The organism is Nonomuraea zeae (assembly GCF_005889725.1).
Taxonomy (GTDB): Bacteria; Actinomycetota; Actinomycetes; order Streptosporangiales; family Streptosporangiaceae; genus Nonomuraea; species Nonomuraea zeae.
Genome location: NZ_VCKX01000470.1, coordinates 1 through 6,592, shown reverse-complemented (window position 1 = coordinate 6,592; position 6,592 = coordinate 1). Strand labels below are relative to the sequence as shown.

At 73.0% G+C, this 6,592-nt stretch carries 6 protein-coding genes; 5 read left to right on the top strand and 1 reads right to left on the bottom strand.

The window, feature by feature from the left end; translation table 11 throughout:
• The 5 genes from ETD85_RS59140 to ETD85_RS59120 all read left to right on the top strand — a co-directional run.
• The coding region (locus tag ETD85_RS59140) for a condensation domain-containing protein (RefSeq protein WP_240780124.1) at nucleotides 1-1,557 on the top strand (1,557 nt) is incomplete at its 5' end.
• Between the two features lie 195 nt (nucleotides 1,558-1,752).
• Nucleotides 1,753-2,502: a thioesterase II family protein gene (locus tag ETD85_RS59135; protein ID WP_138698564.1), complete on the top strand. Its 750-nt coding sequence runs from the start codon at nucleotides 1,753-1,755 to the stop codon at nucleotides 2,500-2,502.
• A gap of 1 nt (nucleotide 2,503) precedes the next feature.
• Nucleotides 2,504-2,680 carry an MbtH family protein gene (locus ETD85_RS59130; RefSeq protein WP_138698563.1) on the top strand — a complete coding sequence of 59 codons (177 nt, stop codon included), beginning with the start codon at nucleotides 2,504-2,506 and terminating at the stop codon, nucleotides 2,678-2,680.
• A complete protein-coding gene (locus tag ETD85_RS59125) occupies nucleotides 2,677-3,948 on the top strand; it encodes a Zn-dependent hydrolase (protein WP_138698562.1) in 1,272 nt (423 codons plus the stop codon). Before ETD85_RS59130 ends, ETD85_RS59125 begins: the two co-directional genes overlap by 4 nt.
• Nucleotides 3,949-4,040: 92 nt before the next feature.
• Complete coding sequence (locus tag ETD85_RS59120; RefSeq protein WP_138698561.1) at nucleotides 4,041-4,268, top strand: hypothetical protein; 228 nt, start codon at nucleotides 4,041-4,043, stop codon at nucleotides 4,266-4,268.
• A gap of 49 nt (nucleotides 4,269-4,317) precedes the next feature.
• Here the strand turns inward: ETD85_RS59120 and ETD85_RS59115 are convergent.
• Nucleotides 4,318-6,592, bottom strand: a 2,275-nt coding sequence (locus ETD85_RS59115) for an ATP-binding protein (RefSeq protein WP_138698560.1), incomplete at its 5' end; no start/stop codon positions are given.

Sequence of the window (6,592 nt, the reverse complement as noted above, 5' to 3'; positions counted from 1 at the left end):
GTGGCGGAGCTGGTCGGGGTGGTTATCGACATCTGGACGCGCGTGCTCGGGCTGGAGGCCGACGAGATCGACCAGCACGACGACTTCTTCTCCTGCGGCGGCCACTCGCTCGCCGCCGTCCAGGTCGCCATGGAGCTGCAGGCGCGGCTGGGCGTGGAGGTGTCGATCTCCGACATCTTCCACCATCTCACCCCGGCCGAGCTGGCCCGCTGGCTGAGCACCCCTGCGGACTCCGGCCCCAGGCCCACGCCCAGGGAGCCCGGGGGCGACTACCCCCTCTCCTATGCCCAGGAGAGTCTGTGGATCCTGCACCAGCTCGCACCGGAGAGCCTGGCCTACAACGCGCCGCACGCCTTCCGCCTGCGCGGGCCGCTCGACGTGGCCGCGCTGGAGTGGGCGCTGGGCCAGGTCGTGGCCGGGCACGAGGCGCTGCGGACCACGTTCGCCATGACCAGGCAGGGGCCCGTCCAGCGGGTCGCGGAGCCGGGCCCGTTCGTGCTGCCCGTGGTGGAGACCGCCGATCCGCTGGAGCGGGTCATGGAGGAGTACCGCCGCCCGTTCGACCTGTCGGCGGGGCCGCCGGTCCGGCCGATCCTGTATCGCGTCTCCCCCGTCGAACACGTGCTGCTCTTCCTGGTCCACCACATCGTCTTCGACGGCTGGTCGGCGGCGATCTTCTGGCGGGAACTGTGCGGCCACTACCGGGCCCGAATCGAGGAAGGCTCGGCATCGGACGCGGCACGGGGACGGCAGGTCGAGGGCGGCCCGGAGCGGGTCCAGTGCGTCGACTATGCGCGGTGGGAGCGGGCGGCCCTGTCGGGTGAGCGACTGGAGCGCCTGACCGCCTACTGGCGCGAACGTCTGGCGGGGGCGGCGGACCAGGCGCTGCCCACGGACCTCCCGCGACCGCGGCGACCCAGGTTCGAGGGTGCGCAGCACGTGTTCGACCTCTCCGCGGACGTCCGTGACCTGTGCCTGGCCACCGGCACCACCCCGCACATGGTCTATCTGGCCGCCTTCCAGCTCTGGCTGGCCCGCCACACCGGCTTGCCCGACGTGGTCACCGGCTCCGTGGTCTCCGGCCGGGCCAGGGCCGAGGTCGCGGAGCTGATCGGCCACTTCGTCAACACGGTCGCCGTCCGCACCGATCTGTCGGGGGCGAAGACCTTCACCGACGTGCTGCTGCGGGTGCGGGGCAACCTCCTCGGCGCCTACGAGCACCAGGAGCTGCCGCTCTCGCTGCTCACCTCCAGGCTCGGGTTCGGCCGGCGGCAGCCGTTCGGCGCCCTGTTCACGCTGCACGACCAGCGGCTGCTCGAATCGGCCGACGACGGCCTGCCCGGCGTCTCGGCGGAGCGGCTGGCCGTCCCGCTGGGCACCGCGCAGTTCGACCTGGCCCTGGAGGTCACCGACCTGGGCGGTCACGCCCGCGCGGTCCTCGAATACGACACCGCGCTGTTCCGGCCGGAGACCGTGGCCACGCTGGCCGCCGAGCTCCGGCGACTGGTCACCGAAGTAGTGACATGTCCGGATCTCCCCCTGACGGCCGCCCCCTGACGACCGACCCCTGGCGACCGACCCCTGACGGCCATCCCACCGGCGCCCGTCCCCCAGCGATCACGCCCTGACCAACCGTCTCCCCGACGGCCGTGTCTCGACCGACCACCCCCCTGCTGGCGTCCCTGAACAACCGTGCCCTGACGGCCCTCCCGGCCGCCTGCCCTTGACGACGTGATGACGAGGTGACTCCCGATGCCCGTGCTCCATCATGCGGCCTCCTGGACGAGCGTCCCCGAGCCCCGGCCGCAGGCCGCCGTGCGGCTGTTCTGCCTGCCGTACGCGGGCGGCGGATCGGTGGAGTTCGGCCAGTGGGCCGGCCTGCTGCCCGAGTCCGTGGAGGTCGTGGCCGTGAACCTGCCCGGCCGCGAGCGCCGGATCAGGGAGACCCCGCGTACCAGCATGGACCAGCTCGTCCCCGAGCTCGCCGACGCGCTGGAGCCGCAGCTCGACCGGCCGTACGCGCTGTTCGGCTACAGCATGGGCGCCTGGGTGGCGTTCGAGCTGGCCAGGCAGCTGCGGCGGCGCGGCGTACGGCAGCCACGGGCGCTGCTCGCCGCCGCGGCCGGGCCACCCGACCAGCCGCCTGCCGAGACGCACTACGACGCCCCCGAGGCGCGGCTCGTCTCCTGGATGCGCCGGCTCGGCGGCAGCCACGGCATGCCGCTGGACGATCAGCGGCTGCTCGACGTGGTGCTCCCGAGGATCCGCGCCGACCTGGAGATCACCGACACCTACCGGCACCGTGCCGAGCCGCCGCTGCCGTATCCCGTACGCGTCTACACGGGCACGGACGACGAGGTCGTCTCCCCCGGCACGGCCGGGCTCTGGTCACGGCAGGCGGGCGGCGACTTCAGCTGCCGGGTCCTGCGCGGCGGCCACTTCTTCCTGCACGAGCGCCGAGCCGAGCTGCTCGCCCACATCGTCAACGATCTGGAGGTCTGACATGGACACCCACGTCGTGGTGGTCAACCACGAGGAACAGTATTCGATCTGGCCCGGCGACCGGGCCCTGCCCGCCGGGTGGTCGGCCACCGGGTACGCGGGCGACCGCGACGGCTGCCTGGCCCACATCGAGCAGGTGTGGACGGACATGCGCCCCAAGTCCCTGCGTACCTCATGACCGTCACCGAGAGAGTCCGTCCCGGAGTGGACGCCGGGCGGCTGATGGAGCACATCACCGCGCTCGCCGCCATCGGCGCGACGCCCGACGGCGGGGTGACCCGGCTCGCGTTCAGCCCCGAGGATGTCGAGGGGCGGGCCTACGTCGCCCGCCTCATGGCCGAGGCGGGGCTCGCGGTCCGCGTGGACCCGGCCGGCAACCTGATCGGCACCCGTCCGGGCATCGATCCGGGCGCGGCGACGCTCGTGCTCGGCTCCCACATCGACACCGTGGTCAACGGCGGGGCCTACGACGGCGCGTACGGCGTACTCGCCGCGATCGAGGTCGCCCGCACGCTGGCGGAAAGGGGCGTACGGCTGGCCTGCGGGCTGGCGGTGGTGGCCTTCTGCGACGAGGAGGGCGGCCACGGGACCATGGGCATGCTGGGCGCGCACGGCTTCGCCGGCGCGCTGCCGCCGGGGATCGCGAAGGTGCTGGACGAGCGCGGCGTCCCCGTCGGCGACCTGCTGGCGGCGGTCGGCGGGGACGCCGAGCGGCTGCCCGAGGCCGCGTGGGCCCCCGGCGACATCGCCGCCTACCTGGAGCTGCACGTGGAGCAGGGCGACGTGCTCGAACGCCGCGGCGTGCCGATCGGCGTGGTGGAGAGCATCGCGGGGCGGGTCAACGTCTCGGTCACCGTCGAGGGCGTCGCCGGGCACGCGGGCACCACCTCCATGGACCACCGGTCCGACGCGCTGGTGGCCGCCGCCCGCGTGGTCCTGGCCGTACGCGCGATCGCCGCCGAGGAGGGGGTCGTGCTCCGGGCCACGACGGGGACGTGCTCCGTCGGGCCCGGGATGTGGAACGTCATCCCCGGCCGGGTCCGGCTCGGCGTGGAGTTCCGCGACGTGTCGGCGGACCGGCTGGACGCGGCGCTCGCCCGGCTGGCCGGGGCCGCGGGCGAGATCGCGGCGGCGGACGGCGTCACCGTCACGGTCGAGCCGGGCGCGCGCACCACTCCGGTGGCGTGCGACCCCCGGCTGCGCGATCTGGTCGCCGGGGCGGCGCGCGAGCGCGGCCTGGACTGCCACCACCTGCCGAGCGGGGCCGGCCACGACGCGCAGATCGTGGCCAGGGTCGCGCCGATCGGCATGATCTTCGTGCCGAGCGAGGGCGGGATCAGCCACGCGCCCGGCGAGCACACCGCGCCGCACCACCTCGTCTGGGGCGCGGACGTGCTGCTCAGCGCCGTGCTGCGGTTCGACGAGGCACCGGTTGCCCGCGGGTAATCACGGTGATATCGGCGCGTAGGGGTGCCCCCGTAACTTCATTTCCAGCACGAGAAATGACAACCAGATCGTGATGGCGAATGAGGTATGAAATGACGAGACGGTTCCCCGGGACCGCGAGGATCATCGCGGTGTTCATTCTGTGCGTCGCCGCACTGTTGGTGACGCAGCAGGCGGACACCTCGGCGATCTTCGCCTCCGTCATCGCCGGCGGTGACCCGGGCTCCCTCGGGCTCCCTGTCGGGACCGTTCCCGTAGGACCGCCGGGCGGGACAGGCCCGGGCGGTGACAAGGGCTCTAACGACAGCACCTGGACCTGACAGCCACCGCCAGGGTCTGACCCACAAGGTCAGCCCCTGGCGGACTGCGTCAGGACAGCTCGGCCAGCAGCTCTCTGACCTGCACGCACTCCTCGGCCTCCGGGTCGTCCCAGCAGGCTAGAGAGCTTTTCAGCGTTTCCACGGCGCCGGCGACGTCCCCCTGACGGGCGAGCACCCGCCCCAGCGCCGCGAGCGAGCGGAACCGCCACAGGCGGATGTCCAGGCTCGCATAGATGTCACGGGCCGTGGACAGGTCCCGCACCGCCTCCTCCAGCCGGTCCTGCCTGGCGTGCAGGTCGCCCAGCGTCAGGTGCACCCGGGCCTCCACGAAGCGTTCCCTGACCTCCCTGGCGATCAGCAGAGCCTCGTCGAGGCTCTCGGCGGCCGCCCGCAGCCGGTTCTGCCGCAGCCGGATCTCGCCGAGCCCGCACAGGATGTACGCCTGCCCGATCCCGTCGAGCCGGTGCCGGACCAGGGCCAGGGCGGCCTCGCAGGCCGACTCCGCCTCCTCCAGGCGGCCCAGCCGCAGCAGTGTCTCCCCCAGCCGGTTCAGGATCTGCGCGCGCCCCCGCTCGCTGCCGAGCCTGGTGAACGCGTCGAGCGCCTCGGACAGCAGTGTCCTGGCCAGCTCCAGGCGGTTCTGGTCGAGATGGACCTGGGCGATGCCGCCGAGCACGTGGGCCTCGGCGAAGTGGTCGCCGACCGCGGCGAAGATCGCCCTGGCCTCCTCGTACCGCGCGAGCGCGTGGTCGAACCGGCCGTTGAGCCGGTCGAGCAGCGACAGGTTGCGCAGCACGAGGGCCCGCCCGAAGGGCTCCTCGATCCGTTCGAACAGCTCCAGCGCGTCCCGCAGCCGCTCACCTGCCCGGCACGGCGACTGCTGGAACAGGTGCATGCTGCCCATGGAGCACAGCACCGCGCCCTCGCCCCTGACGTCGCCGGCGGCGCGGGCGGCGGCCAGCGCGATCTCGTGCGTGGTACGCCAGTCGTCGAAGTAGCTGCGAGACTCGAACAGCGTCGTGGCCGTGACCGCCAGATCCCAGCAGTGCTCGGTCAGCCCCAGGTCGGAGGCCTGCGAGACCGCGCAGACGAGCGCGCCGCGCTCGGAGTCGAGCCAGTGCAGCGGACGTTCGAGCAGCAGGTCCACGTCCTGGGGGCGCCAGCGCGTGACCGAGCCGTGCATCTGGGTGAAGGCTCCGCCGTACTCCCTGCGGTGGGCCTCCTCGGTCAGCGAGAGCCAGCCCGACAGCGCGCGGCTCACGGCCTCCATCCGCTCCCCCTCGCTCTCCTCGGCCAGCGCGCGCTCCTTGGCGTACAGCCGGACGAGGTCGTGGAAGCGGTAGCGCACCTGGTCGGCGCAGTCCCTGCCGACGGCCTCGATCAGCTGCGCGTCCACGAGCTGCTCGATCAGGTTCTCGCCCTCGATGTCGTCGATGTCGAGCAGCGCCGCCCCCACCCACGGCGCGAAGTCGGGCACCTCCAGCAGCCCGAGCCGGCGGAACATGCGCGCGGCCTCCGGGCTCAGGTCCCGGTAACTGAGCGCGAACGTGGCCCGCACGGTGAGCTGGCCGTAGCTGAGCTCGTCGAGGCGGCGGCGCTCGTCGGCCAGGCGCTTGACCAGGCGGGCGGGGGTCCAGTAGGAGCGGGCCGTCAGCCGGGCGCCGACGATCCGCAGCGCGAGCGGCAGCCCGTCGCACAGCCGCCCGAGCCTGGCGGTGGCGCCGGGGTCCTCGTTCATGACCGCGGGGTCGGCCACGTCGGCGAGCAGGGCGGCGGAGTCCGTGGCGCTCAGGACGTCCAGGTGGACCATCGTGGCGCCTTCGCGGGCGGTCAGATCGCCGAGCGGGTCACGGCTGGTGACGATCACGCAGCAGTTCCCCGAGCCCGGTAACAGCGGTCTGACCTGCTCGATCACGCGGGCGTTGTCCAGCACGATCAGCAGCTGGCGTCTGGCGATCGTGGTGCGGAACTGGGCGGCCCGCTCGTCCAGCTCGTGGGCGATGCGGTCGCCGCCGACGCCCAGCGCGCGCAGGAACCGGTCCATGACCACGCCGGCGCTGAGCGGCTCGGCGTTGAGGTCGTAGCCGCGCAGGTCCACGAAGAGCTGCCCGTCGGGGAAGAGCTCCGCGATGCGGTGGCCCCAGTGGACGGCCAGGCTGGACTTGCCCACGCCGCCGACGCCGGTGATCAGTGCGATGGTCAGCAGGTTCTGGCTGGCCCGTTCCTTCAGCAGGGCGTCGAGCTCGGCCAGCTCGGCGCCGCGCCCGATGAAGTGGGGAATGTCGGCGGGGAGCTGGGCGGGGACGACCGCTCTGTGCGTCTCG